Genomic DNA, 3,648 nt, shown 5'->3' with positions numbered 1-3,648 from the left:
GAGTACGGTCGCAAGATTAAAACTCAAAGGAATTGACGGGGGCCCGCACAAGCGGTGGAGCATGTGGTTTAATTCGACGCAACGCGCAGAACCTTACCATCCCTTGACATGGCATGTTACCCTGGGAGACCGGGGATCCTCTTCGGAGGCGTGCACACAGGTGCTGCATGGCTGTCGTCAGCTCGTGTCGTGAGATGTTGGGTTAAGTCCCGCAACGAGCGCAACCCACGTCCTTAGTTGCCATCATTGAGTTGGGCACTCTAGGGAGACTGCCGGTGATAAGCCGCGAGGAAGGTGGGGATGACGTCAAGTCCTCATGGCCCTTACGGGATGGGCTACACACGTGCTACAATGGCGGTGACAGAGGGAAGCGAAGGGGCGACCTGGAGCAAATCCCGAAAAGCCGTCTCAGTTCGGATTGCACTCTGCAACTCGGGTGCATGAAGGCGGAATCGCTAGTAATCGTGGATCAGCACGCCACGGTGAATACGTTCCCGGGCCTTGTACACACCGCCCGTCACACCATGGGAGTTGGTCTTACCCGACGGCGCTGCGCCAACCGCAAGGAGGCAGGCGACCACGGTAGGGTCAGCGACTGGGGTGAAGTCGTAACAAGGTAGCCGTAGGGGAACCTGCGGCTGGATCACCTCCTTTCTAAGGATGTTTCTTTTGGACGACCGGCAGCCGTCTGGCTGACGGGCCGCCACTCGAGACGTCATTGGATACATGAAGCCCAGTCAGGGCTTCGATTGGCGGGACCTGGAGAGGCCGCCCTCGTTTCTCTTTCTCATCCGGATAAGCGGGATCACCGCTCGGGCCTGTAGCTCAGGTGGTTAGAGCGCACCCCTGATAAGGGTGAGGTCGGACGTTCGAGTCGTCCCAGGCCCACCATGATCAGGGGACGTAGCTCAGCTGGGAGAGCAGTTGCTTTGCAAGCATCAGGTCGTCGGTTCGATCCCGTCCGTCTCCACCAGCGCCTCTTCGTGAAGGCGCGGTGATCATCCGGAAGAGAAGGCAGCAAGTTTGCCCTTGCCAGCGCTGAGCGCAGCAGGCGGCATCGATATCTAAAAACTGTGAAGAGGGAATGTGACCGCGGGTCCCGCGAAAGCGGGGTGCCCGTTGGAGGTCATGTTCGGCAAGCATGTGACCGAACCGCTGAAGAGCGGTTTGGTCACTGGTCTTTATCGTGACCGTGGTCCTGTGCCTGACGTCATCCGCTGATGCGGCTGCCGGTCAGGCTCGGACATCGATCATGAGAGCGATCAAGTGCCTTAAGAGCATTCGGTGGATGCCTTGGCGCTGAGAGGCGATGAAGGACGTGGTACGCTGCGATAAGCCTTGGGGAGCTGCGAACGAGCTTTGATCCAGGGATTTCCGAATGGGGAAACCCACCTTCGACCCTTCGTATTGTGGTGTCAGGCTGGCGGAAACGCTGGTTTGGCCCCTCACTACGATTGGTCAGATGAAGGTATCAAATCCTGAATCCATAGGGGTTTGAAGCGAACCCGGGGAACTGAAACATCTCAGTACCCGGAGGAAAGGACATCAACGAGACTCCGTTAGTAGTGGCGAGCGAACGCGGACCAGGCCAGTGCCTGCAGTGAGTTTACCGGAACGGCCTGGAACGGCCGGCGTGAAGGGTGAGAGCCCCGTACGGGACGGACGATCGGCAGGACTCGAGTAGGGCGGGACACGTGAAATCCTGTCTGAACATGGGGGGACCACCCTCCAAGCCTAAGTACTCCTCAGCGACCGATAGTGAACCAGTACCGTGAGGGAAAGGTGAAAAGCACCCCGACGAGGGGAGTGAAACAGCACCTGAAACCGGATGCTTACAAACAGTAGGAGCCCAAGGTTTGTCCTGGGTGACTGCGTACCTTTTGTATAATGGGTCAGCGACTTAAAGTTACGAGCAAGCTTAAGCCGGTAGGTGGAGGCGCAGCGAAAGCGAGTCTGAACAGGGCGTTCAGTTCGTGGCTTTAGACCCGAAACCGAGTGATCTAGCCATGTGCAGGATGAAGGTGGGGTAACACCCACTGGAGGTCCGAACCAGTGCCCGTTGAAAAGGTCTTGGATGACGTGTGGCTAGGGGTGAAAGGCCAATCAAACTCGGAAATAGCTGGTTCTCCGCGAAAGCTATTTAGGTAGCGCCTCGAGTGAATACCGTGCGGGGTAGAGCACTGGATGGGCTAGGGCCGCCCACAGCGGTACCAAACCCAACCAAACTCCGAATACGCACGAGTACTGCTCGGGAGACACACGGCGGGTGCTAACGTCCGTCGTGGAGAGGGAAACAACCCTGACCGACAGCTAAGGCCCCCAATTCGTGGCTAAGTGGGAAAGGATGTGGGACTCCCAAAACAACCAGGAGGTTGGCTTAGAAGCAGCCATCCTTTAAAGAAAGCGTAACAGCTCACTGGTCTAAACAAGGGGTCCTGCGCCGAAAATGTAACGGGGCTCAAGCCACGAGCCGAAGCTTCGGGTGTATCGCAAGATACGCGGTAGCGGAGCGTTCCCTAGGCCGGCGAAGGGAGACCCGTGAGGGCTCCTGGAGGTATGGGAAGTGCGAATGCTGACATGAGTAACGACAAAGAGTGTGAAAGACACTCTCGCCGAAAGTCCAAGGGTTCCTGCGTAAAGTTAATCTTCGCAGGGTTAGCCGGTCCCTAAGGCGAGGCCGAAAGGCGTAGTCGATGGGAACGGGGTGAATAGTCCCCGGCCAGCGGATGGTGACGGATGCCGTGTATCGTCTGAGCTTATCGGATTGCTCGGGCGGTGAAGGGGTCCCAGGAAATAGCCTCCGCGTACGACCGTACCCGAAACCGACACAGGTGGACAGGTAGAGTATACCAAGGCGCTTGAGAGAACGATGCTGAAGGAACTCGGCAATTTGCCTCCGTAACTTCGGGATAAGGAGGCCCCGGCTTTGCGCAAGCAGGGTCGGGGGGCACAGACCAGGGGGTGGCGACTGTTTATCTAAAACACAGGGCTCTGCGAAGTCTGTAAGACGACGTATAGGGCCTGACGCCTGCCCGGTGCCGGAAGGTTAAGAGGAGAGGTGAGAGCCTTGAATTGAAGCCCCGGTAAACGGCGGCCGTAACTATAACGGTCCTAAGGTAGCGAAATTCCTTGTCGGGTAAGTTCCGACCTGCACGAATGGCGTAACGATCTCCCCGCTGTCTCCAGCATCGGCTCAGTGAAATTGAATTCCCCGTGAAGATGCGGGGTTCCTGCGGTCAGACGGAAAGACCCCGTGCACCTTTACTGTAGCTTTGCGCTGGCCTTCGTGTCGGCATGTGTAGGATAGGTGGTAGGCTTTGAAGCGCGGGCGCCAGCCTGCGTGGAGCCACCCTTGAAATACCACCCTTGACGACATGGTGGTCTAACCGCAGCCCCTGATCGGGGTTCGGGACCGCGCATGGCAGGCAGTTTGACTGGGGCGGTCGCCTCCCAAAGCGTAACGGAGGCGTACGAAGGTGGGCTCAGAGCGGTCGGAAATCGCTCGTCGCGTGCAATGGCATAAGCCCGCTTGACTGCGAGACAGACACGTCGAGCAGAGACGAAAGTCGGTCATAGTGATCCGGTGGTCCCGCGTGGATGGGCCATCGCTCAACGGATAAAAGGTACGCCGGGGATAACAGGCTGATG

2 tRNA genes and 2 rRNA genes are annotated in these 3,648 nt (G+C 57.9%); all 4 read left to right on the top strand.

Going from position 1 to position 3,648, the window contains the following annotated elements:
• Nucleotides 1-654, top strand: a 16S ribosomal RNA gene (locus tag IVA96_RS04155); the annotation flags it as partial.
• Between the two features lie 160 nt (nucleotides 655-814).
• Nucleotides 815-891 (top strand) — tRNA-Ile (locus IVA96_RS04150).
• Nucleotides 892-897: 6 nt separating this feature from the next.
• Nucleotides 898-973 (top strand) — tRNA-Ala (locus IVA96_RS04145).
• A gap of 287 nt (nucleotides 974-1,260) precedes the next feature.
• A 23S ribosomal RNA gene (locus IVA96_RS04140) occupies nucleotides 1,261-3,648 on the top strand; the annotation flags it as partial.

The organism is Bradyrhizobium sp. 159, from assembly GCF_023073795.1.
In the GTDB taxonomy this organism is placed as follows: domain Bacteria; phylum Pseudomonadota; class Alphaproteobacteria; order Rhizobiales; family Xanthobacteraceae; genus Bradyrhizobium.
This window is presented reverse-complemented; position numbering and strand designations above follow the sequence as displayed.